This window comes from Spirosoma gilvum (genome assembly GCF_054776815.1).
On the sequence record NZ_BAAHBH010000014.1, the window covers coordinates 213418 to 237012 of the forward strand.

Genomic DNA, 23595 nt, shown 5'->3' on the forward strand with positions numbered 1-23595 from the left:
CTGAATTACCGCTATGGACCGAATTAGGTCTGATGCAGATAGATGCGCGGAAAAAGTTATTATTGACCACAGAATTCGTTTTTTGTCTATGAACTATGCGGTTAAATCGGCGATTATCAGCGCTATCTCCCTGCCTGTTAGCCTGTTGATGGGACTAACGGTAAAAAGTCACGAACATGAACTACCAAAGCCAGGCGCCAATGATCGGCCTAATATTGTCCTGATTGTTTCCGATGACCACGGGCGTGAAGCCGTAGGCTGTTATGGCAATACCACCATCCGGACGCCCCATATTGATCAGTTAGCAGCCGATGGTGTACGGTTTTCGCACGCTTTCTGTACAACGGCCAGTTGCAGCCCCAGTCGATCGGTGCTGTTGACCGGTATCCATAATCATGCCAATGGAATGTATGGCCTGGAGCATCAAATCCATCATTTTAGCTCATTCGATACGGTACGGTCATTGCCTGTACTGCTCGAACAGTCGGGTTACCGCACCGCTCGCATTGGCAAGTTGCACGTAGCACCTGAGTCGGTCTATCATTTTCAGAAAGTACTGGGAGTCGGTAAGGTCAATGATCCAACCTCCATTGGTCGAAGTCCCGTCGAGATGGCCAGGGCCTGTTATGAATTTATGGCCGGAACCGCTGAGCAGTCCGACAAACCGTTTTTTCTCTACTTCGCCACCGATGATCCACACCGAAGTAATACCGTTGCGCCCGATGGTTCACCCATTTTTGACGGCTCGAAACCGAATCTATTCGGTAATCGACCGGGTGGTTATCCGCAGGTGGGTGATCATTTCTATCAACCCCGGGATGTCAATGTACCAGCTTACTTGCCTGATAACCGGGCTACCCGGATGGAACTGGCGCAATACTACGAAGCCATTAGTCGGCTCGATCAGGGCGTAGGACGATTGATGGATTATCTGAAAGAAACAGGCCAGTACGATAATACCCTGATTGTGTATCTATCGGACAATGGTGCGCCCTTTCCGGGGGCGAAAACGAATCTGTATGAACCCGGTATGCGGCTGCCCTGCATCGTGAAATTGCCTAAGCCGCAAAAGCGGGGCTTTGTGCAGGAGGCTATGATTTCGTGGGTCGATGTAATGCCAACCTTACTGGATTTTGCCGGAGTTGAGCCCGGAAAAATCAGAACACACGGTCGGTCGTTCAAGGCAATTGTTGAGCAGGAAAAGGTAAGTGGTTGGGATGACGTGTATGCATCGCACTCGCTGCATGAGGTGACCATGTATTATCCCATGCGTGTTTTGCGCGAACGACGGTATAAGCTGATTTTCAACGTAGCGAATGCGTTACCGTATCCAATGGCACTTGATCTGTACCATTCGTTCACGTGGCAGGATGGACTGAAACGGGGAGATAAACTATTTGGTAAACGAACGGTGACCACCTATCTGCATCGACCGCGTTTTGAACTCTACGACCTCCAGACCGACCCCGACGAAGTACATAATCTGGCAACCAATCCGAAGTATCGGGACATATTAACCCGAATGCAGGCGAAACTAAAAGCATTTCAGCAACAAACCCGCGACCCGTGGGTAAGCAAGTGGGAATTTGAATAGTAACGTGGACCTCTGGTCCGCATAGTTGAAAAGTTAATTACAACTGTGCGGACCAGAGGTCCACGTTACATTTACTTCGCTACCGTAGCGATTTTCAGTTCGTCCAGTTGCTTGTCCGAAATGGTCGATGGCGAGTCGATCATCACATCACGGCCCGAGTTGTTTTTCGGGAAAGCAATGAAGTCGCGGATGGTGTTTTCACCACCGAAGATGGAACACAGCCGGTCGAAGCCAAAGGCAATACCGCCGTGAGGAGGTGCACCATATTCAAACGCATCCATCAGGAAGCCGAACTGCGCTTTCGCTTCCTCGTCGGAAAAGCCCAGAATGCTGAACATACGGGCTTGCAGGTCCCGGTTGAAAATTCGGATAGATCCCCCACCCACTTCGGTACCGTTGATAACCATGTCGTAGGCATTAGCCCGGACGGCGCCCAGGTCCGTTTCCAGCAACGGGATGTCTTCGGGTTTGGGCGACGTGAATGGATGGTGCATGGCAAACCAGCGTTGCTCTTCTTCGCCATATTCGAGCAGCGGGAAGTCGAGCACCCATAAACTGCTGAATACGGCCGGATCGCGCAGACCCAACCGGCTTCCCATTTCCAGTCGAAGCTCACTCAACTGCTTCCGGGCTTTGGCGGCATCGCCCGAAATGATCAGCATCAGGTCGCCGGGTTTTGCACCGAAATGAGCCGCCCAACCTTTCAGATCCTCTTCCGAATAAAACTTATCGACGGATGATTTGAGCGTACCATCTTCGTTGTACCGCACATAAATCAGCCCTTTCGCACCGATTTGGGGGCGCTTTACCCACTCGGTCAGCTCGTCGAGTTGTTTGCGGGTGTAGTGAGCGCAACCGGGGGCGTTGATACCGACAACCAATTCGGCCGAATCGAACACGCCAAAGCCTTTACCTGACGTCATATCGACGGTATCGAACGTGCCTTTCAATTCCACGAACTGCATCCCAAAACGAGTATCGGGTTTATCGGAACCGTAGAACCGCATGGCATCGGCGTAGGTCATACGGGGTACTTCGTCCAGTTCGATACCTTTCACGGCTTTGAACAGATGACGAATCAGCCCCTCAAACATATTCAGGATGTCTTCCTGCTCTACGAACGACATCTCGCAGTCGATCTGGGTAAATTCGGGCTGGCGGTCGGCACGCAGGTCTTCATCGCGGAAACACTTCACAATTTGGTAGTACCGGTCGAAACCCGATACCATCAACAACTGCTTGAAGGTCTGGGGCGACTGCGGCAGGGCGTAAAACTCGCCCGGATTCATGCGGCTGGGCACCACAAAGTCGCGGGCGCCTTCGGGCGTCGACTTGATCAAAACGGGCGTTTCGACCTCAATGAAGTTTTGCCCATCCATGTATAACCGGGTTTGCTGAGCCATCCGATGGCGTAGTTCCAGATTCCGACGAACGGGATTCCGGCGCAGGTCGAGGTAGCGGTACTTCATGCGGAGGTCGTCGCCCCCGTCTGTATCATCTTCAATCAGGAAAGGAGGCAGTTTGGCCGGATTCAGCACCTCCAGCGCGGTCACCTTGATTTCAATATCGCCGGTTGGCAGATTCGGATTTTTCGACTTCCGTTCAATCACTGTTCCGGTAGCCTTCAGGACATACTCGCGACCCAGCGAGCGGGCAATGGCAAAGAGTTCGGGCGATGTCTGACCATCTTCCAGCAGGAGTTGGGTAATTCCATAGCGGTCGCGGAGGTCGATCCATAACACCCCCCCTTTATCCCGAATGGTTTGTACCCAGCCACTCAGTGTTACGGTTTTGTCGGTGTCGGTAAGGCGGAGTTCTCCGCACGTGTGCGTTCGAAGCATTTTAAAGAGTGATTGAATGATTGAGTGATTGAATGATTGAATTGGATTCAGCGTCAGCTATTCACTGCGACAGTGGACCGTTCATTCAATCACTCAATCATTCAATCATTAAGATTTGCCGCAAAGGTAGGGACTATGGGCGCAACGGACAAGGTAATCTCTATTGCATTGCCCGCATAGGTTTGATTTGGGCGTATCGGCAATTAGAAACGGGCTGTTTTGTCGGTTGAACAATAGAGAATCTAGTAGTCAGTTATAGTACTTTCATTTATCGAGCAAAATCAGGGGTAACTGGGACTAAGACTGCCATATACACGTATATCAGGTTACGTTGATGACAACTTTACCCTTCGCGCGTCCGCTCTCCACATACGCTAGTGCCTGATTAGCCTCCTCAAACGGGAAAACCTTATCTAGAATAGGCCTGATACGTTTTGCATCGATTAACTTAGTGATCTCGGCAAGCTGATTTCCGTCAGCCCTCATTAAAAGAAACGAGTAGTGTACGCCCATTGCCTTCGCCTTACGCTTGACCGAAAGGCTCATGAAGAACGTTGCCGTTTTTTGTATCCAGTTCAGCCCGGCTTCTTTGGCATAATCGACGTCGGGTGGACCCGAAATGGAAATAAGCTTCCCGCCGGGCCGCAGTATCCGAAGCGATTTCTCTAATATGGTTGCATCCTGACTGTTGATGACCAGGTCGTAATTGCTCAGAACTTTTTCGAAATCTTCATTTTTGTAATCGATTATAACATCGGCACCCAGGCTTTTCACCAGTTCAAAATTAGCTGCGCTGGTTGTAGTGGCTACAGTGGCTCCCAGGTGTTTGGCCAATTGAATCGCAAACGTACCTACTCCACCCGAACCCGCCTGAATGAATACTTTCTGGCCTTTCTGGAGCTTCCCTTTCTCTACCAGAACTTGCCAGGCCGTCAGACCTACCAGTGGGATTGAAGCCGCTTCGTTCATCGATAGCGACGAAGGCATCATAGCAACGTCGGATTCCTTGATGGCAATAAGTTGGGCGAAAGTGCCGATATGGTAATCGGCTGGGCGGGCATAGACCTTATCGCCGACTTTAAACTTTTTTACCTGTGCCCCGACTTTAGTGACTACGCCGGCTAAGTCGTGGCCCAGAATAAGAGGGAATTTGTAAAACAGCAGCGTTTTAAACTCACCGTTTCTGATTTTAGCGTCCAGTAGGTTGACACTGGCACTATGTACCTGAACCAGTACGTCGTTTTCACCTACAACTGGATCAGAGACTTCCGCTTTATACATGCCATTGGCAGGCTTGTAGCGGTCAATAATAAATGCTTGCATGGTGGTGGCAAATAGTGCTATTAAAAGGGTTTTGGCTGTTTATGTATAAATTGAGTATAGAATTAGATACTTTTTGTTGGCGCGAAAAGGAATACTGCCCTGGCAAATTATGAACCTGAAGCTGTTTAAACTTTTAAAGGAAATTCAAAAATGCGTGTTTTTGTCATGCTTCCTGCGACTACGCGTCCCGGTCAGCATGACAAAAAAAGCTACCCGGTTTTAATGAAATTTGAAAAGTTTAAACAGCCCCTCTGTGAGTTATTTCATAACGGCTAGGGTTATGCGGCCAACCGTACAAATTAAAGTAAATTATGTTTACTTAAAGTAGAATTGTGTTTGCAAAATTTACGTAGTAGTTATTTCTTATTAATCAGGCTACTAAAGCATGAATTTAGCTATTAGTGTAAGTCATGCTTTAGTAGCCTGATTTTATTCATTGACTCATTATTTTCGATAGTCCAGCGCCGGTTTCCGATCGCCTAGCAGAGCTTCGTATTTGAAATCGGCACCGCGTTTCTGTTTCCACTCGGCGGTGGCTTTTTCGATGAGGGTAGGGGTTTTAAAGAGGTCGAGGGCCGTCAGGGCCAGGGTCTTAGCGGCTACCAGCATACCTTTCTGCCCGATGCTCATGCCACTGGCCGCTGTCGATTGCCAACTATGGGCCGATGAACCCGGAACCCAGGTAGCCGTCGAGAGACCAACGGTGGGTACGGTCCAGCTTACATCGCCCACATCGGTCGAGCCACCACTGACCGGGTTGTCCGACGCATCGCGGAAGTCTTTAATGGTCGCGGCTTCTTCAATGGGTACTTTCTTGTCGAAGGTTTCGCTGATCTTTTTGGCGAATTCCGTTTCTTCCGGTGTGTAGTGTACACCACCCACGGTTTTCAGATTCTGGTGCATCACTTCGGCCAGGGTTACGTTGGGCAGCAGGTTGAACACACCGCCCAGAATTTCCCATTCCACTTTGGTGCCCGTACCTTTAGCGGCTCCTTCGGCCGCATTTTCGATGCGTTTCCAGATGCTTTGTAGGATGTCGCGGTCTTTATGGCGAGCGTAGTAATACACTTCGGCAAAGGCAGGAACCACGTTTGGCGCTTCGCCACCTTTTGTGATAACGTAATGGATGCGCGTATCGGACGGAATGTGCTCCCGCATCAGGTTAACCATGTAGTCCATCGCTTCCACGCCATCCAGTGCCGACCGACCCCGTTCGGGAGCAGCCGCAGCGTGAGCCGCAATACCCCGGAACCGAAACTTGGCATTTTTGTTGGCCAGCGACGTACCCGCATCGGCTGAGTTGGTAGCGCCCGGATGCCAGTGGAGTACCACATCGACATCGTTGAACAGGCCTTCGCGCACCATGTACACTTTGCCTGCTCCCCCTTCTTCGGCGGGGCAGCCATAAATCTTGATCGTTCCTGAATGGCCTGATTTTTTGAGCCAGTCCTTGATTTCAGTGGCAGCCGCTACCGACGCGGTACCAAACAGATTATGCCCGCAGCCATGTCCACCTTTCTGACCCCCAATGGGCGTGAACTCCGGCTTTGCTTCGGTAGCCAGCCCCGGCAGCGCATCATACTCGCCTAAGATACCAATAACCGGTTTACCCGAACCGTAGGTAGCGACAAAGGCCGTTGGTATACCGGCCACGCCCGTTTTTACGTCGAAGCCTTCCTTGCGTAGCTGCTCTTCCAGTAGGGCCGAACTTTTCTCTTCCATATAGCCTAGCTCCGCGAAATTCCAGATTTGTTTCGAAATGCCAACGTATTCGGGGAAGCGTTTGTCCAGATCGGCCAGGATGGTTTGTTTGTCACGGTCCGGCGTTCCGGGATCGACGGCTGGAGCAGCGGCCTTTTTGGATTTAGGTTGAGCTACGGCAAGTAAAGGCAGCAGCAACGCTGTTGCGAGAAATTGTGTTCTCATAGATTCGGCTGTGAGATTGGTTATATTTTGAAAAATAGGTTGTAAGCCGATAAAAATACGGCAAAAAGGCGGCTTAGGCAATCTTGATTGCAGCGAACACGCTATTGTCAATATCCTTACTTTATTTGTCCAACTTATAGTACATAAGGGGTGATTGAAACCCAGTCGCTGGGCGAGCTGCCAGAGCTCATACAATAGCAACCCGTTTGGGATTTCCAAGGGGGCTGTTGATTGGCACCGTAAATCGTTTAGACTAAAAAAGCCAACCCGGAACGGAGTTGGCCAGGTGGTAGCCTACCATCGTTCGGGCGGTCGGCATTAAGCTGGTAGATAGACTTGAAACGTAGCGCCTTCGCCGGGGCGGCTCCGGGCTGTAATCACGCCCCGATGATTGGTTACTACTTTTTGGCAGATGGCAAGCCCAATACCAGTGCCAGCAAACGTATCCTTATTATGTAATCGCTGAAACACCTGGAAAATCCGGTCCAGATACTTTTCATCGAACCCAATACCGTTATCCACTACCTCGATACAGTGATAAAAACTGGTCGATGTAGTCGGTTTAAGCGAAGCAGGAAGCGCCGAAGCCATTACTTGATGCGTTCGTACGGTGATCTGGCAAGATGGTTTTACCTGGGCCTGGGTAAGTCGACTAAACTTGAGAGCATTACTTAACAGATTCTGAAATAACTGCTCCAGTTGAAGCGCATCGCCCGCCAGCGTTGGTAAGGCCGCTACCGAAATGACGGCATCTACTTCTTCGATAGCTACGGCTAAACTATCTTGTACTCGAGCTAATATTTCATTGAGGTCTACCGGATTACCAGGCGCTGGACGAGCCGAAATGCGGGAAAAAGCCAATAGGTCTTTAATCAATCGGGACATTCGGCTTGTTGCTAGCTGCATCCGTTCCAAATGAATCCGGCCTTCGCCTAATTGAGGGGCGTAGCGCTGGATTAACAGATCACTAAATTGATGCACTTTGCGTAGCGGCTCCTGTAAGTCATGAGAGGCAATGTAGGCAAACTGTTCCAAATCCTGGTTGGACCGGGTCAGTAGATGGTTAGTCTCTTCCAGCTGTTGATTGGCCAGTCTTAACTCTTCACTGGCAGCGGTTAGCTCTTCATTGTTGGCGGCCAGCTCCTCATTGATGACTTGCAGTTCTTCGGTTCGCTGCTGCACCTGTTGCTCCAGGGCAAGCTGGAGATGGCGTTGCGCAGTAATGTCCTGCACCGTACCCCCGAGTCGATAGGGATGGCCAGTCTCATCGAAATAAGCCTTGCCCTGCATCTGAAGAATCCGTTCCTGGCCTGGTCCGTCCGCTTCGACGGTGTATTCAGCCGTAAATTCTCCCCGTGAACCCGGCACCATAGCCTGGGTAATGAGGGATTGAATCATCGACAGATCTACCGGCCGAATAGCCGCTGTCGCTTTTTCTGGGGTGATCGACTCTGTGGGGTCTAAACCGTACCAAGCTCTTAACCGGGCAGAGTAATCAATCAGTCCCGTCTCCAAATCCATTTGCCAGGTCCCCAACTGCGCCAACTCAATGGCTCCCTGTAGAGCAGCTTCAGCCTCTTCCACCTTCTGACGAGCCAATACTTTAGCCGTAACGTCGGAGGCCGTAAGAATAATGCCGTAGACTTCATGGTCCGTATTGTGCAAGGCTTTGTAGAGTACATCGTAATAACCCCACTGATCTGGCTGGCCAACGGGTAACCGGACTTCCGACTGATCGTACGTATCGCCCTGCGTAAAGGCTTCATTGGACGGCAAGTCCAGCGCCCTGCCTACCCGTTCCGATACCACAGCCTGAAAGGGTTGGCCAATACTACTTCTGTCCAACCCCAGTACGATCAGCATCTTTTCATTGATCGAACGAATAACCCGATTGGGTCCTACCAACACTACTTTAGCTACCGGTGAGTGGTGAAACACATTGCGGGCGAATAATTCACTTTCTTCCAGTGCTCGCTGTGCCGCCAATTCCGGCCTTCTGTCGCGCATAACAGCCCCTACCGCGATGGGCAGCCCCGTATGGGGATCATCAATTCGGATGGTATTATTAAAGACGGGGAAGATCTCCCCTGTCTTAAGGTGACGCACCAGCATTTCTCCCGACCAGCGTCCTTTGCTCATCACAGAAGGTAGTACTTCTCGTTCTACCAGGTCAAAATGCTCAGGAGCATGGAGTTCCGTAATGGGTGTTTGCTGAACCTGTTGAGCATCCTCGAAGCCCAACATGGTCATACCCGCCTTGTTGAGATACGAATTTTTACCATCCAATTCCAGAATGGACATTAACTCGATACTGTTATCGACCAGGGTGAGTAGTTTTCGCTGGGTTTCCTGAGCGGCTAGTTCATCTCGTAAGTCCCGCAAGGTGAAGCCCCGGCCTATAGGTTTGCCCGTACGTGGATCGTCGATGCGAATCCCACTGGCCTGACAGGGAATAGGGGCGCCGGTTTTACGATGCTTAAGCTCCACTCGACCCGTCCAGTATCCTTGTTTGAGTAAAGCAGGAACGGCTACTTCCTCAATCAGACGATAGTGTTCAGGCGTATAAAAGTCAGCAACCTGCATACCCGCCAGATTCTCGGATTGCTCGAGCCCCACCAGTCGTCGTCCGGCTTCATTGAGGTAGGTAAGCTGGCCTTCCAGACTGGCAATGGCCATAAAATTGAGGTTATTATTGACCAGTGCTAATAACTTTTGCTGATCGAGCTGCAGGCGAACTTCCTGCGTAACTTCCTCAACCAGAGAAAATAAGCTTGTTACCTGTCCAGCCTGCTGATGCAAAACAGTGGTATGAATCTTGACCCATACAGTATGCCCTTCCTTATGCAGGCAGCGTAGCTGAATCACTAGTGAATCATCAGTCCCTTCTGTCAGATTAGTCAGGTGATGTTGGTAATGCAACCGATCTTCTGGATGAATCAATACCTCAAACGAATGGTTGAGCAGTCCTTTTGCTGGGTAGCCAGTTAGAGCGCAAAAGGCGCTATTGATGTATATGAGGCTGCCGTTTGCCTGAATAATGACCATTCCTTTGGTCGCTTTCCGAAACGCGGCAGCGAGATGGTTTTCAATGGAGCGGAGCATTTTGTTTTCAGGGAAGGAGTTAGTCCGTTTCTTGCCCAATAAGTTGTGGTGGGGCAGACTGCATGAATTTTGTTTCAATCTAACAAAAAAGCAACGTATATTGGTATACTAATGAAACATGAGTTTATAGGAATTTAATGAGCAAACATGACCGATGTGATGTCTTGAAGAGCAAACTAGCTAGAACGCGAAGTTTAGGCCGACTGGAAGCCCGCCAACAACCGGTTACGAATCGCATTTGTCTTGGCCAGTTGAGATTCGTAGCAATGTAAGATGGACTGAGTATAACTAACTAACTGGTCTGCTTGGGGCGTTTGATAAGCGCTCGCCCGTTGGCAAATCCGGTCTACTCTACCCATTATTAACTCTAAGCCAATAATGCATTGTTCGTAATAAGCTAGCTTTTCTCGATACCATTTGTTACTCACTGCATCTACGGGTAAGCTCACGCGAAGCGGTGCCGCTAAACTAGTGGTCCAGTCTTGCTCTAGCTGTTTGAGGATGGGCAGGAAGGAAATGCCATCAAACACCTCTACTGGTAAAACAGTAGGTCTGTTGCCTTCTTCAATCAGATCCGCACTAATTAAAATGTCTCCCGAGGCTACAATGTGGTTGAGCAGTTCAAAGCCGGATTCTAGTTCAGGAAGCATACAGGAGAATTGACGTAATTCCTGCTGTTTATTGATGGCCTTCAGATGAAGCATCATATGGATTGGCTAATTTGCCTGTAGCTTAATCGAACAGGCGTAGTAAAAACCGGTTTGACACCCAAAAGTTCACTAATATAGTCTGGTACGGAACGCTTTCTGTACTCGTTCTCATCAAACGCGCCCTGAGGTGAACCAACGAGGTTTCGCCCGCCCGAGCCCGCGTTGGCAACAAGAGTCCCTTTAGGGGGAGTGCAAGCCGTTAGGGTTGCCAGCGAATGGCCAGCCGAATCCGAAACAGGGTACCTACACCCGGCTTGCTCTCGATTTCCAGACTCGCTCGCAGCAGCTCACATAAGCCCTTTACAATCGATAACCCAATGCCTTCTCCCTGGTGGCTAAAGGCCGAACGGGAGGCCTGGGTAGTAGCCGCTTCCTGGGCATCGGCTACTGGAGTAGCTATCCCAAAAGCTGCCGTCGATTCGGGGGAAGGGGTTAATACCTGAACTAACGAACCTTTCTGGGTGGCAGTGGGTATGCCCGGCCCTGAATCCTGCACACTCACCATCCAGCGGTAGTCACTCTCCCGACTCCAGGAAACCGACACCCAGCCCTTGGGTGTATGCTTCAGCGCATTGAGCACCAGATTTTGCAGGATGCGTTGCAACAACACCGGATCGGAGTCTACCGTCAATGAAGCCGGACCATCGGTTTTGAGCAACAGGCCTCGCTCAGCGGCCAGGGGCTGATAAGTTGACACACACTCGGTGATCAATTGGCTTACATCAACGGATTGGATGTGCAGGGGTTCCTGGCCGGCTTCCAGGCGGGACAGATCCATCAGTTGAGTGATAAGCGCGTGACTGTTGGCCAGATTCCGTAATAGCATATCCAGAAACTGCTGGCGTTCTTCTTCGGAATCCATAACTAGCTTCAAGATACTGGCCGCTCCCTGGATAGTGCCGAAACTAGCCCTGAGGTCATGGGACGATCGACGCAGGATCTCAGCGCGTTGCTGGCCCGCCTGATCCAATTCTGTCAGGGCTTTTTCCAGTAAACTGACCCGGTTGGCAGCCGCTGTGCGTTGCAGGTCCGTAAACTGGCTCACGCTGCCGGTATTGATCTGATGAGTGAAGAGGGCCACCTGCTCATAGGCATTGGTCATGATCGTTCCCTGGGGGGCGGGGTAGCCTTGCCAGAAGGCCCGCAGTTCTTCGAGTAAGAGCTGGCCCAGATACTGCATCTCGGCCAAGAGCTCACCCAGGGTATAGCCCTTTTGCCAGCGATGCAGCCCATGCTCAGCCGCTAAGAGGCCTACCTCGGCGTCTTCTGGCTGCCGATGCAGGCGTTGCTGAAGCACATTGAGCATAAAAGGGACTTTGTTGTTGAACTCTTCGCGGCTTAGGCTTTTGACGCCCTTCAGGCTGGAATCGTTCTCACAAACGGTTCGCCAGTTATTCAGCAGGGCTTCGCGCCGGGCGGCCAGATAAGTGGCTAGCTGGTCGAGAGAAGCCGATTGGGAATCAGAGGAAGGAGTCATGATGAAAAGAATTATACGAAGTAGTCAAAACTACCAACTCACTCGAAGAGCTTTTTGTCCAGCAAAGGTAGTACAGGATAACGCTTTTTGGTCATCGACCAGGAGTTTTGGACTCGTGATGCCGCCTTCTAGTTTGAGGATAGCCCTACCCCCTGGATTAGGATGGCAACCGCTATCCACTTACGTACCCGACACCGCAGCTTTCAAGTCCAGGCTACTGGAGTCTAAACAAAACGCCCCGAAAGCATTTAACCAACCAGTGGGTAGCACGATTTGAGGCTCGACGGTGGTCTATGGAGGAAAAGGAGTGGGTCCAGCGACTTTAGTACAGCGTGTCAAAGCCGCCAATTGACTAATTCATGTGTACATTTACCTGGCTATTCGCCATTGGTCCCGGTTGATGGAGCCAAACAGGCCGGATCCAGACTAACTCATAACTGGGCTGTCGAGCCGTCAAGGAAAGGGTCATTTGCTAACTATCCCGTTTTTGGATCAAACGGGCTTAAATACGGAACCAACGCTCGTGAGTGAACAGTCAACAACTCCGCTACCCACTGAAGGGCCAGCCGCTCATCCGGCTTTAGTAGTCGGCCTGGGGGCCTCGGCCGGGGGCGTCGAAGCCCTGATGGCCTTCTTCGAACAGGTGCCTCCCCAGTCGGGGCTGGCCTATATTGTGATTTTGCACCTGTCGCCCGACTTTGATAGCCAACTGGCCCCGATTTTACAAAACGTCACCCCCCTTCCCATCCACCAGGTTACCCAAACGGTCAAGGTGGAACCGGACCACGTTTACGTCATTTCCCCCAATGGCCATTTAGTCATGGAGGATGGACACCTGACCGTCTTGCCCAATACCACCCAGGAAGAGCGCCGGGCACCGGTCGATATTTTCTTCCGCACCCTGGCCGATTCCCACGGGGCACGGGCGGTAGCCGTCATCTTATCGGGCACCGGGGCTGACGGCTCGATGGGACTCAAGCGCGTCAAGGAAAACGGTGGAGCCGTCTTTGTGCAAAGTCCCCACCAGGCGGCTTTTCCCGAAATGCCCCGCCAGGCCATTGCCACCGACCTGACCGATGAGGTACTGCCAGTGGACCAGATTCCGGGCAAGCTCATAACCTACCGGCAGCGGCTAGGCCAAGTGGCCATTCCCCTGGAGGCCGACGAGCGGCCCCAGGAGCAGCAACAGGCCCTGCGCGAAGTGTTTACCCAACTGCGGCTACGCACCGGCCATGATTTTTCCAATTACAAACGACCCACCCTGCTACGGCGCATCGAGCGCCGGATTACCGTGCGCGAGCTGGCTGATCTGCCGGCCTATGCCGACTACCTGCTCCGCCATCCCGACGAAGCCGACGCCTTGCTCAAAGACCTGCTGATTTCGGTCACTAATTTCTTTCGGGATGAGGCTGTCTTTACGCACCTGGAGGAGAAGGTTTTGCCCGCCATTCTGGAGAAAAAAACGGCCGAGGATAGCCTCCGAATCTGGGTGCCCGGCTGTGCCACGGGTGAGGAAGCTTACTCGCTGGCCATGTTGGCGGTCGAACGGACCCAGGGCATACTGGAAGCACCGAAAATCCAGATTTTTGGGACTGATATTGATGAAGAGGCTATCAATCAGGCCCGCGAGGGACTCTATACGCTCAACGATGCGGCCGACGTTTCACCCAGTCGGTTACGCCGTTTTTTTACCCCCGAAGGGGATCGTTACCGAATCAGCCGGGAGATCCGGGAGATGGTGCTGTTTGCCCGCCACAATGTGCTCAAAGACCCACCCTTTTCCCGAATGGATCTGGTCAGTTGCCGCAACCTGCTGATATACTTTAATTACACGGCCCAGGAACGAGTTCTGGAAACCTTTCATTTTGCCCTTCATCCGGGTGCCTACCTGTTGCTGGGCCTCTCGGAGACCACCGACAGTACCAAAGATTTGTACGCCACCCTGAACCGGGAACATCATCTCTACCAGAGCCGGATGGTGATGGGCAGACGGTATCCAGTTGCTGAGAGCGTGGCCCCCGCTTTTTCCAGCCCCAAACCGGCGGTGCCCCCACCGGTCGAAGCCGAAAACCGACCGACGGCCCGCCTGAATGTAAGCGATTTGCACCAGCGTCTACGCGAGCAGTCGGCGCCCACCTCCATCCTGGTCAATGAAGAGTACGACATTCTGCATTTTACCCAGGGAGCCGAGCGCTACTTTCACTTTTCGGGCAATGAGATTTCGCGCAATCTTTTGAAGCTGATTCGGCCTGAACTGCGGTTGGAGCTGCGCACGGCTTTTTATCAGGCCTTCCAGCAGCAAACCCATGTCGAGGTACAGGGGCTGAGTCTGGCGGTTGGCGAACAAACCCAACTGCTGACCTTGCAGGTGCGTCCCGTCCTGGAAGAGGGCGATCCGGCCCGGGGGTATTTTCTGGTGCTCTTCGAAAACACGGGCCAAACGCCGGGTGAGTTGCCCAGCGGGGGGGCCTCGGCCCAACCTGTGGCCCGCCAGTTGGAAGAGGAGCTGATCCGGGTAAAGACCCAGTTGCAAACCACCACCCACCAGCACGAGTTGCAGGCCGAAGCGCTGAAAGCCTCCAACGAAGAATTACAGGCCATGAATGAGGAACTGCGCTCGGCGGCCGAAGAACTGGAAACCAGTAAAGAAGAGTTGCAGTCAATCAACGAAGAGTTGACAACGGTTAATCAGGAGCTCAAAGTCAAGATTGATGAAGTTTCGCTGTCGAGTGATAACCTGCGGAACCTGATCAACTCGACCAACATTGCCACCTTGTTTCTGGACCGCAGTCTGCGGGTGAACCTGTTTACGCCCATCACCCAGGACCTCTTTAATCTGCTACCGAGTGATTATGGTCGCCCCCTGACCGATATTACTCACCGGCTGACTTACGACCACCTGGTCGAAGATGCCCATCAGGTGCTGACCAGCCTGCAAGTCCAGGAACGCGAGGTAGCCACTACCGACGGGCGGGTGTATCTACTGCGCATTTTACCCTACCGAACGGCTAGTGATCGGATTAACGGCCTGGTACTGACCTTCGTGGACATCACCAGGCGCCAGGCTGCCGAAGCAGCCCTGAAAGAGTCGGATCGGCGGAAGGATGAATTTCTGGCCCTGCTAGCCCACGAACTGCGCAACCCCATGGCCACCCTGTCGAATGCGCTGCTGGTGCTGGAAACGACCGGCGGTACCGACGAGCAGTTACCCTTGGCCGAGGTGTTACCAATGATGAGCCGGGAGGTGGGGTATCTGGCCCGGTTGGTGGATGATCTGTTGGATATCAGCCGTATTAACCTGGGCAAGCTGGAGCTGCATCGCCAGCGGCTGGAACTGGGTCTCTTAGTTCAACACGTGCAGACAGCGGTTTTACCACTGGTCGAAGGTGCCCACCAGCAACTGCGGGTGGCGGTAGCCCCCGAACCACTGTATGTAGATGGAGACAGTGTTCGCCTGATGCAGGTGCTGCGCAATCTGCTGGGTAATGCGATTAAATTTACTCCAGCTGGCGGCCTTATTGAACTCCATCTGGAGCGGGTGGGGGGCGAAGCCCGCCTACGGGTGGTCGATACGGGCATTGGCCTGGTGGAAGCGGACCTGGCGCGGATTTTTACGCTGTTTGCTCAGGTCGATGACTCCCACACACAGATGCAGGGGGGGCTGGGGATGGGCCTGACGCTGGTACGGGCGATTGTTAGCGCGCACTGGGGGCGGGTGGAGGCCCACAGTAAGGGCCTGGGCCAGGGTAGTGAGTTTGTGATTTACCTGCCTTTAGAAGGAGAAGCCAGAACAGCGTAAGTCGATGACTAATAGGGATGTACAAGCTATTGAGCGGCTTATTCTGATCGTGGATGATAACCGGGATGCAGCTCGGTTGCTGGCACGAATGCTTGAGCTAAAGGGCTATTCCATCTATGTCTGCTACGATGGGCCGTCGGGTCTACAAGCTGCCCAGCAACTACGTCCCTGGGCGGTACTACTGGACTTGGCCATGCCGGATATGGATGGCTTTGCGGTCTGCCGGGCGATTCGTGAAGAACCCTGGGGCAAAGAGTTGCTTGTCATTGCTCAATCGGGTTATAGCAGTGCGGCCGACCTACAGCGAAGTCAGGAAGCGGGTTTTGACCGGCACTTGACTAAACCAGTGGACTTTGTTGCTCTTCTGAGCCTGCTGGAGCAGCGGCTGGCCTAAACCCGTCTAGTAGCCCGCAGGTGCAGCCCACAAGGGCAATTGCTTTAAAGACCGCAGAGGTGTTCTTTGGTTCGATGACTCAACATTTGGGTTAACCCGGTAGCATAGCTTTGCTCAAACGTCGGGATGGCAATTGCAATTAGTTTCAACAAATGCTCCATTAATCATAAAAAAAGCTCCCACTTTGGGAGCTTACCGCTTCGGGAAGCGCGCACTTAGCGAACCCGCATCCGATAAATGGTCCGACCACGCAGGCCTACTAATGGCCCACCTACTTCAATAATGCGAGGACGGGCTGGGCGGTTGATATGCATTAATTTAATGTTCATCGTCTTTGTTGTTTGTGAATGTTGATACAAAGATGGAAGGTAAGCCGCGAGCCGACAAGTCAAAACTGGCCAAGCGTTGACTATAGGGGATAAACCACTAGAAAATGGCGATAAATGGTAGATGAGTAGCACGGATCACCAGTGCATGTCTCTCAGCAATTAATAAGCATGTTCAGCATCAATGCTGGCCAAGTTGATTACGCCCAAAAAACGTTGAATATCCCCTTTCCCTTTCTCCGTCGCGTAGGGTAGGACTGATTTAGCCAGCAGGGTGACGTAGTGCGTGATCTGATCAATAACGGTCAGGTGGCGAAATGATACACTAGCTTCCGAAATCCAGAAACGGGCAGTTAGTGTACAAACCGACACCAGAAAATCAATATCGGCTTCCGGGGCCAGATAGCCCAACTCCTGTAGGGTTAACAAGTTGGTTACAATCGAGGAATACCGTTTTTTTTCCGTTTCCTTATATCGTTCCGACAGCACCTTATTCTGTTCCATCAGGTGCACAATACTCAGCAGCAGGCAGCGGTATTGAACATGATGCGTGAAAACGATTCGAAACCGGTCCAGAAATGAAAACAGACTAAGCGGCTCATCGACGCCAATGCCTTCGTTTAACGTTGACAGATCCTGGGCTAGCCGGTTTACCAGATCATCTTTGGTAGGAAAGTAGTAGGTTATGTTGCCCACCCGAATCCCCAGCGCACTGGCTATCTCTCGCAGTCCAACGTACTCAATTCCCCGTTCATTGAACATTTCTAACGCTTTAACCACGATTTTAGCTTCTCTAGTCATATTGTATTTTAGGACATTGTCCTAAATCTAGTAAGTTTGTCAAAACAAACAAAAAAATGACTATTTCATATCCTCATACTATTCAAAACTGCCTGGGAGAAACGCTTACTTTTCTCTCTGTTGAGACAAGCCCGGAGGGCGACAAAGTGCTGGTTGAAAACCAGGTAGCTCCCCACTCAGGGCCACCCATGCATACGCATTTTAAGCAGGACGAAGAGCTGACGGTCGTATCGGGCAAACTGGCCTATCAGGTGCTGGGACAGGAAGTGCACTATGCCCAAGTAGGGGAGAGTGTGCTGTTTAAACGCGGAACTCCCCACCGTTTCTGGAATGCCGGTGATGATCCATTGATCTGCAAGGGATGGGTCCAACCCGCCAATAGCATTGTTTATTATTTATCGGCCATCTATGCTGCTCAAAACAAATCCGGTAGGGCGCAACCCGAAGCCTTCGATGCGGCTTATCTGTTGACTCGGTATGCCTCTGAATATGACATGGCCGATATTCCCGTATTTGTCAAAAAAGTGATTATTCCCCTCACGTATCTGACAGGTCGGCTTTTAGGGAAATATAAGCACTTTGTGGATGCGCCTATTCCGTTGCCCTAGTGCTGCTGCTTTCCTGGTGCTAAGGGGTTGATGCATCGATTCGGATATAGCCGATTGCGACCACAGGGTTTGTATTCTCAAAAAAGTAAGGCTCTGGATTACCGGGTGCGGCATATTACAATCCATCTATAACCATCTATCTACCGCCCAACGAGAAAGCTACAGGGGACGCCGTTCTATTTAGGGTAGTTGGCATAAGCCTTTATACTTTTTATCTGATTGGTATGCCGTTGGGTATGCGCAATCCAAAGCAAGGTATATTGTTGCAGGTCTCTAACGCGCCAGACACCCGCATCTTCAGAGCGAAAAATAAAATGCAATCGAAAATCCGCTTTGGTTTCTTTAACCAGGTTAATGACTTCATTTCGGAAGCGATTAAAATAGGCTATCAGATCTTCCTTTCTGGTAAATCGTCCTAACGGCTGGGCAACAAAGGGTGCCTTCAACAGTACCGGGTCGTTGGTATAAGCAAGCATAACCGAATCAACGCCTTTTACCTTCTCAACCCATTCAGGCATTTCAGGTGTATATTGGTTATTCAGTAAATCCCAATATAGTAATTCATCATAAATGCCCAGATGTTCGGCGACCTCAGCAATGGACCATTTTGTGCTGTCGGGCTTGAAACGGATTTGTTTCTCCGTTAAGCCTTTAAGCTCATTAGAAAAATCGTTCTGAGAGGTTTGTAATCCTTCTACTAGAAATTGGCGTTCTTTTTGCGACCAAAGCGGATGTTTCGTTTGAGCAAATGATACGACACATTCACAAAGTAAACTTATCATTAATAGGCTTTTCATGGACTTATTTTAAAAAAGAGTTATCGCTAACTCGTAACTAAATGAGTAAAAAGAGACTAGTCGAACAAACAACTTGTCAGCAAGTACTCCAAACGCAGCAATCATTAAAAAGGAGAATGAATAACTGGTGATTTCCAGTCAATAAGTAGTGGAGAAAGCCGAGTTGCAGGATTCGTTTTCCAACAACTGGCTACTGCTTTGGGCGCACGGATGGTAGTAGCTAACCAGAAGCGGATTTGTGTTTCGAAACAGCAAAATGCTCATCAATTGGTTGTAGAAGGGGCTCTTCCTAGCCTTGTCGGTCTTTTCCAGCAGTTGGACTTGGTGCGGTTGATCAGCCTCGTTCCCTGTCTAGGCGACAGCTAACGGTTTCTTTCGGTCAACTATTTCCCCATTTCTACCTGCTATTGATTGGGCATAGTCAGGCATTTTTGACGGCTATACCTTTGTTGCGTTCAAATAAGTATAACCAAAAACAACAACAACTGTGAACAAATTAGTCAAATCGTTTGCTATGGCTTTTCTTAGTCTGAGTGCTGCAACAGGATTAATCTCGTGTGACAAAAACCAACTCGTAGAGCCCCTAACACCGGCGGCCAAACCAACTGATAGTGACTTGGCCATTACGACCAGCCAAGTCCTGGGCCGCAAGCAGTATCAGGTAAAGAAAATAGACGGATCGGACTCAAATGGGAATACCAGCCAAATCATTTTTCAATACCCCAGGGAGGGCGGCAAGGTAGCGACCGTACTCCGAGGTTCTTCCCAACGCTTCGACTATAGCTACGGCAACAATACCATTACGGCCACCATTTCTCAAAAGCAGAACAACGGTAATTTTCAGAAACAATCCATATGGACGTATAAATTGACGAACAGTGGTCGGTGTTACGAGGCCAGCTATCTCAATTTCAATAGTAACGGACAGCCTAGCAGTTATGAGCCAGTACTAACTTATCACTATAATGGGGCGGGTAAATTAGTAACCATCAAAGAAAATGGGAATGATAAGCTTGTTTTGACCTACAATGGGGATGGCGACCTGATTAAAACTGTTGGCGAGCAGAATTTTGAGACAACTTTCACGTACGATAAAGTCGGTCCCTACGCAGGCAGTTTGCATTCGACAGGTCCTGACGGTCAGCTCTGGCCAGGTTTAGTGGCCGATAATCTGTCGCTAAACCCCTGGAATCTGTCGTACATTGATGAGTTTCTGCCCATCTTTGGTAAACTACGCACGCACCTTCCCCGGCGTTACCAGACCCGCTTTATCCCTACTAATACAACCGGTTTTGATTGGTCTTATGGGTATGTCTTGAATGCGGACAATCAGGTTATGGAATGCAATCGGGCTACTAACCAAGGCCTTACCATGAAGGATATTTATACCTACAATGTAAGCCAGGATCAGCAGTAACCTCCTACGTTGCCAAAGCCTACCTTCTCTGTTGCCCGGTCTTTTTTACCGACATTCAGAGAGGGTAGAGCTTTGTCTTTGCCAGCCTGGGCCGGTTATGCGCACGTTCAGTTTGAGTGAACATTGACAGCCCAGGCACCAGGTATACATCTTTCAATGGGGCCACACAGACCGGCACCTTCGCCAGATTCGTAAAATCAGGCAGCATCCGAACTGCCCAGATACGATATTTTCCAATAAATAGCCTCTTATGCGCCATGCATACGGCCCAGAGGAGTCGATTTGCGGCCTTCACCCGTAAAAGGCATGTCTAGCCTTCTTTACCGCCTACAACGATCCCGACAAGGCCCGTATGATTGGGCTAGTTGCAGAGTGACCAAATGCGGCCGGAGGCCGATGCGCTTAGTTTTTTCGTTCTACTACGATTTGCGTGTCTTGCCCGAAAACCAATTCGGCTATTTGATAACCTGCAGTGATTTCGGAGGGGATTGCCATAGTACATTGACAATCATCCAGCGCTCGTTTTCTTTAATCAGGTGCAGGTAATCGATTCCCCAAACAGCCGTCACTTTAGCCATCGCCGTTTTGTCGGCTACCTCAAACACATCGACCTGCCGGGGTGAATTGGCATTGGCGCGTTTGCCCTCTTTATTCCACACGTTCGCAAGCCGGATCAAGGCCGGAAAGGGCATCTCTAACTGTTTGGAGTAACTACCCGTTTTTTGATCGAATGAAAAGCCCCGTTTCTGAAGAGTCGGGTGTATACTCTGATAAGCCAGCGTCGTATCGGCTTTGTAAAACGTATCGATATAGTTGAAGCAGGCTTGCCGAACCCCAGCGACATCATTGGCGGGCGTTTGGGCAAAAGCACTGGTTAGGGCAACGCAACCAAGTAAGGCAATAAGACTAGTTTTCATAGTTGTTTTTAAATAAAGGTGAAGGTTATTCGGTATGTAAGCTCTTTACGGGATTTACAAGTGCCGATTTGAGACTTTGAAACGAGACCGTGATAAACGCTAGTAACAGCGCCAGGGCACCAGCCCCCACGAACACCCACCACGGAATGTCAATACGGTATTCGAATAGCTCAAGCCACCGGTGCATGGCGTACCAGGCAATCGGTGAAGCAATCAGAATGGCAATGAAAACCAGTTTTAGGAAATCTTTAGTAAGTAACAGCACAATGCTGACCACCGATGCGCCGAGCACTTTGCGCACACCAATTTCTTTCCGGCGTTGCTGAGCGGCAAACGTGGCCAGCCCGAACAGACCCAGGCACGAGATCAAAATGGAAATGATCGTGAACGTGCGAACAATCCGTGACGTACGGGCTTCGGCCTGGTAGTTTTTCTGGAAATCTTCGTTGAGAAAACTATATTCAAACGGCTCGTCGGGGCGTAACGCTTTCCATTTCTGCTCCAGAAAACCCAGAATGTTGGTCATGTTGTTGGTGTTGAGGTGAACGATGATGTAATTGAAACTGGGCCGTCGACTCAACATGAACGCGTAGGGCGTTATCGGCTGGTGCAGGTCTTCATAGTGAAAGTCCTTCACTACGCCTACAATCTCAAAGGGAGTTGTCTGACCCTGCCAGTCGAAGTCCAGCCGTTGACCGATAGCTTTAGCTTCCGGTATCTGGAATTTACGTAGCGTAGCTTCGTTGACAATGAGTCGGTTGGCTGTATCGCCAGGAAACTGCCGCGAGAACAAACGCCCATGCTTCAGTTGGAAACCCATCGTTTGCAGAAATTCAAAATCGACGCGATTGGTGCGGACATCCTGTCCTTGCGAAACGCTTTGGTCGGGCCGGTGAAACACCAGGTCGCTCTGGTTAGCGATGCCGGGATAGTATTGCGTACCGGCGGCTGATACGACCTGATTATTCTGCAAAATTTCACTTCGAAAAGCGGTATAAGCCCCGCGCGACTCACCACTCCGGAATGGAATAGCTATCTGCTGATCCTGCGTAAAACCCAGTGGTTTGTTGCGCAGGTAATGCATCTGATTCTGAATGACAAACGAGGCCAGTACTAGGCCAACTGACACCATAAACTGAAATACGACCAACCCACGACGTAACGCTACGGCCGACAGCGAATTCGTGAACTTGCCTTTGAGTACTTTTGCCGGATCAAATAATGAGAGATAAAAAGCCGGATAACTGCCTGCTAATAATCCCGTCAGTATGGCCATTCCCAGCAACGGGAACAGCGTCTTCGGTTCAAACAATTCACTTATCAATAACGCCTTACCAGTAAGTTGATTAAACACCGGCAAGAATAGAACGCCCAACCCCAACGCAATCAGGAACGCCAGGAACGTAAGGATGACTGATTCACCCAGAAACTGCCACACAAGCGCACCCTGTTGCGCGCCCATCACCTTTCGAACGCCTACTTCGGCAGCCCGTTTGGCCGAACGCGCCGTTGCTAAGTTCATGAAATTAATGCAGGCAATCAGCAACGTAAACAGGGCAATCGATCCCAGTATGTAGAGATACGTAACGCTATTTGTCGGCGTAACCACCGATTGAAAATTAGGGTATAGATGTAGATCTGGAACGGGTACGAGAAACAACTGTCGGTCGAAACCCACTGATTTGAGGTCGGCGCGGGCATATTTTTCGATGAAAGCGGGCAGCTTCGCCGTGAATGTCTGGGGATCAGTAGTGGGTTGTAGCCGTAGATACGTCAGAAACATATTGTTATTGGCAAAATCCAGCTTGCCCTCCCGCAGGTAATTTCCCAGCTCACCCGCAGCCAGGGGGATAAAGAAGCGAGCGTCGATGTGCGAGTTGGTCTGGGCGTTTTGGTACACCCCCGTCACTTTAAATTCTTCACCCCTTCCGGCTTCGCCCCCGATTCGAACCAGTCGGTTCAGCGCCGGCCTATTGCCAAACAACTTGGCCGCCACCCCATCGGATAAAACCACCGAATGCGGGTCCGTCAGGGCGGTTCGGGAATCGCCTTCAGTGAAGGTATACGTAAACAGATCGAAAAAGGTTGAATCGACCTGATAGCCTTTCGTTTCGTAAAACGACTGTAGCGGCTTTCCCGGCTCACGCACCTGGAGCAACGACTTTTCATCGGCGATGTATAATCGGGCCATCTGCACAATCTCCGGATATTCAGCTTTGAGGGCTGGTCCATACGGTGCAGACGCCGTGGGAAACTCCTGCCCCGTATTCTGTCCGATAGTCGCCCGTGAGCCTACCAAATACAAGCTCCTGGCGTATTTGTGGTCCGTATCGAACGACCATTCACTACGGATGTAAAGCATCAGGAGCATGCAACAGGTCATGCCCAGCGCCAGGCCAAATACATTGATGGAGGAGAATGATTTGCTATTACTAATTAGGACTTTCGCTTAAAGAGTAAAAATGGCAACTTCACAGCATGATAGCTAAGCAGGAATACATCGAATACTTGATCAGTACGCCTTTTAACTATACCTGTACCAACTTGGCTGAACATAAACCTA

At 50.8% G+C, this 23595-nt stretch carries 15 protein-coding genes; 5 read left to right on the forward strand and 10 right to left on the reverse strand.

Translation table 11 applies throughout. The features are described from left to right. Positions 1–88: 88 nt before the first annotated feature. On the forward strand, positions 89–1594 hold the full coding sequence (locus ACYVFD_RS30300) for a sulfatase family protein (protein WP_461094359.1): 1506 nt from the start codon (positions 89–91) through the stop codon (positions 1592–1594). Between the two features lie 71 nt (positions 1595–1665). Here the strand turns inward: ACYVFD_RS30300 and aspS are convergent, their stop codons facing one another. The 6 genes from aspS to ACYVFD_RS30330 form a co-directional block, all read right to left on the reverse strand. Continuing rightward, positions 1666–3435: an aspartate--tRNA ligase gene (aspS, locus tag ACYVFD_RS30305; RefSeq protein WP_461094360.1), complete on the reverse strand. Its 1770-nt coding sequence runs from the start codon at positions 3433–3435 to the stop codon at positions 1666–1668. 321 nt (positions 3436–3756) lie between these two features. Continuing rightward, positions 3757–4758, reverse strand: a complete 1002-nt coding sequence (locus ACYVFD_RS30310) for an NADP-dependent oxidoreductase (RefSeq protein ID WP_461094361.1) — start codon at positions 4756–4758, stop codon at positions 3757–3759. Positions 4759–5202: 444 nt separating this feature from the next. Continuing rightward, positions 5203–6684 (reverse strand): amidohydrolase, encoded by a 1482-nt coding sequence (locus tag ACYVFD_RS30315; RefSeq protein ID WP_461094362.1) that lies wholly within the window; start codon positions 6682–6684, stop codon positions 5203–5205. Positions 6685–7002: 318 nt separating this feature from the next. Further along, positions 7003–9786, reverse strand: a complete 2784-nt coding sequence (locus ACYVFD_RS30320) for a PAS domain S-box protein (RefSeq protein WP_461094363.1) — start codon at positions 9784–9786, stop codon at positions 7003–7005. A 194-nt stretch (positions 9787–9980) separates the two neighbouring features. Continuing rightward, complete coding sequence (locus tag ACYVFD_RS30325) at positions 9981–10493, reverse strand: hypothetical protein (protein WP_461094364.1); 513 nt, start codon at positions 10491–10493, stop codon at positions 9981–9983. Positions 10494–10695: 202 nt separating this feature from the next. Continuing rightward, positions 10696–11973: a sensor histidine kinase gene (locus tag ACYVFD_RS30330; protein WP_461094365.1), complete on the reverse strand. Its 1278-nt coding sequence runs from the start codon at positions 11971–11973 to the stop codon at positions 10696–10698. A 523-nt stretch (positions 11974–12496) separates the two neighbouring features. Here ACYVFD_RS30330 and ACYVFD_RS30335 point away from each other — a divergent pair. Together ACYVFD_RS30335 and ACYVFD_RS30340 are read left to right on the forward strand one after the other, a co-directional pair. Next, positions 12497–15772 (forward strand): CheR family methyltransferase, encoded by a 3276-nt coding sequence (locus ACYVFD_RS30335; protein WP_461094366.1) that lies wholly within the window; start codon positions 12497–12499, stop codon positions 15770–15772. A 4-nt stretch (positions 15773–15776) separates the two neighbouring features. Further along, the gene (locus ACYVFD_RS30340) at positions 15777–16166 is read left to right on the forward strand and encodes a response regulator (RefSeq protein ID WP_461094367.1); all 390 of its coding nucleotides are present in this window, start codon (positions 15777–15779) and stop codon (positions 16164–16166) included. 488 nt (positions 16167–16654) lie between these two features. Here the strand turns inward: ACYVFD_RS30340 and ACYVFD_RS30345 are convergent, their stop codons facing one another. Further along, a complete protein-coding gene (locus ACYVFD_RS30345) occupies positions 16655–17293 on the reverse strand; it encodes a TetR/AcrR family transcriptional regulator (RefSeq protein ID WP_461094368.1) in 639 nt (212 codons plus the stop codon). 56 nt (positions 17294–17349) lie between these two features. Between ACYVFD_RS30345 and ACYVFD_RS30350 the strand changes: the two genes are divergently transcribed. Then, on the forward strand, positions 17350–17901 hold the full coding sequence (locus ACYVFD_RS30350) for a cupin domain-containing protein (protein WP_461094369.1): 552 nt from the start codon (positions 17350–17352) through the stop codon (positions 17899–17901). Positions 17902–18077: 176 nt separating this feature from the next. On the opposite strand, the gene ACYVFD_RS30355 is transcribed toward ACYVFD_RS30350, so the two are convergent. Continuing rightward, positions 18078–18698: a DinB family protein gene (locus ACYVFD_RS30355; RefSeq protein ID WP_461094370.1), complete on the reverse strand. Its 621-nt coding sequence runs from the start codon at positions 18696–18698 to the stop codon at positions 18078–18080. Positions 18699–19185: 487 nt separating this feature from the next. Here ACYVFD_RS30355 and ACYVFD_RS30360 point away from each other — a divergent pair, with 487 nt between their 5' ends. Next, positions 19186–20115: a hypothetical protein gene (locus ACYVFD_RS30360; RefSeq protein WP_461094371.1), complete on the forward strand. Its 930-nt coding sequence runs from the start codon at positions 19186–19188 to the stop codon at positions 20113–20115. 455 nt (positions 20116–20570) lie between these two features. Here ACYVFD_RS30360 and ACYVFD_RS30365 read toward each other — a convergent pair whose 3' ends face one another. Then, positions 20571–21032 carry a nuclear transport factor 2 family protein gene (locus ACYVFD_RS30365; protein ID WP_461094372.1) on the reverse strand — a complete coding sequence of 154 codons (462 nt, stop codon included), beginning with the start codon at positions 21030–21032 and terminating at the stop codon, positions 20571–20573. A gap of 25 nt (positions 21033–21057) precedes the next feature. Then, on the reverse strand, positions 21058–23469 hold the full coding sequence (locus ACYVFD_RS30370) for an ABC transporter permease (protein ID WP_461094375.1): 2412 nt from the start codon (positions 23467–23469) through the stop codon (positions 21058–21060). Positions 23470–23595 lie beyond the last annotated feature (126 nt).

Bases quoted from the DNA above. Each gene is read 5' to 3' on its own strand.
- ACYVFD_RS30350 (WP_461094369.1), top strand. From the start codon at position 17,350: ATGACTATTTCATATCCTCATACTATTCAAAACTGCCTGGGAGAAACG.
- ACYVFD_RS30300 (WP_461094359.1), top strand. From the start codon at position 89: ATGAACTATGCGGTTAAATCGGCGATTATCAGCGCTATCTCCCTGCCT.
- ACYVFD_RS30330 (WP_461094365.1), bottom strand. From the start codon at position 11,973: ATGACTCCTTCCTCTGATTCCCAATCGGCTTCTCTCGACCAGCTAGCC.
- ACYVFD_RS30345 (WP_461094368.1), bottom strand. From the start codon at position 17,293: ATGACTAGAGAAGCTAAAATCGTGGTTAAAGCGTTAGAAATGTTCAAT.
- ACYVFD_RS30320 (WP_461094363.1), bottom strand. From the start codon at position 9,786: ATGCTCCGCTCCATTGAAAACCATCTCGCTGCCGCGTTTCGGAAAGCG.
- aspS (WP_461094360.1), bottom strand. From the start codon at position 3,435: ATGCTTCGAACGCACACGTGCGGAGAACTCCGCCTTACCGACACCGAC.
- ACYVFD_RS30315 (WP_461094362.1), bottom strand. From the start codon at position 6,684: ATGAGAACACAATTTCTCGCAACAGCGTTGCTGCTGCCTTTACTTGCC.
- ACYVFD_RS30325 (WP_461094364.1), bottom strand. From the start codon at position 10,493: ATGATGCTTCATCTGAAGGCCATCAATAAACAGCAGGAATTACGTCAA.
- ACYVFD_RS30340 (WP_461094367.1), top strand. From the start codon at position 15,777: ATGACTAATAGGGATGTACAAGCTATTGAGCGGCTTATTCTGATCGTG.
- ACYVFD_RS30355 (WP_461094370.1), bottom strand. From the start codon at position 18,698: ATGAAAAGCCTATTAATGATAAGTTTACTTTGTGAATGTGTCGTATCA.
- ACYVFD_RS30365 (WP_461094372.1), bottom strand. From the start codon at position 21,032: ATGAAAACTAGTCTTATTGCCTTACTTGGTTGCGTTGCCCTAACCAGT.
- ACYVFD_RS30310 (WP_461094361.1), bottom strand. From the start codon at position 4,758: ATGCAAGCATTTATTATTGACCGCTACAAGCCTGCCAATGGCATGTAT.